Below are 551 nucleotides of genomic sequence, written 5' to 3'. Positions count from 1 at the left end.
GCCGAGGCCGCCGGGGCGTTCGGCGACGACCGCATCTTCATCGAGAAGTTCATCGAGAGCCCGCGCCACATCGAGATCCAGGTGCTGGGCGACAAGCACGGCCATGTCGTCCACCTGTTCGAGCGCGAATGCTCGATCCAGCGGCGAAACCAGAAGGTCATCGAGGAAGCGCCCAGCCCGCTGCTCGATCCAGAGACCCGCGCGGCCATGGGCGCCCAGGCCGTCGCTTTGGCAAAAGCGGTGAACTACGACAGCGCCGGCACCGTCGAGTTCGTCGCCGGTCAGGACAAGAGCTTCTACTTCCTGGAGATGAACACCCGCCTGCAGGTGGAGCATCCGGTCACCGAACTGATCACCGGCCTTGATCTGGTCGAGCAGATGATCCGCTCGGCGGCCGGCGAGACGCTGTCGTTCCAGCAGGAAGACCTCTCCATCAACGGCTGGGCGGTCGAGAGCCGCATCTACGCCGAGGACCCCTACCGCAAGTTCCTGCCCAGCATCGGCCGGCTGGTGCGCTACGCCCCGCCGCCGGAAGGCGAGAAGGGCGCCTG

1 protein-coding gene is annotated in these 551 nt (G+C 66.2%); it reads left to right on the top strand.

All coding sequences use genetic code 11. The features are described 5' to 3' along the window. The coding region (locus V6S85_RS26535) for an ATP-binding protein (protein ID WP_442885740.1) at positions 1 to 551 on the top strand (551 nt) is incomplete at both ends.

This window comes from Caulobacter sp. CCNWLW153, from assembly GCF_036889365.1.
Classification (GTDB): Bacteria; Pseudomonadota; Alphaproteobacteria; order Caulobacterales; family Caulobacteraceae; genus Caulobacter; species Caulobacter radicis.
Note: the sequence above shows the minus strand (reverse complement) of the source record. Positions and strands in the feature narration are given on the sequence as shown.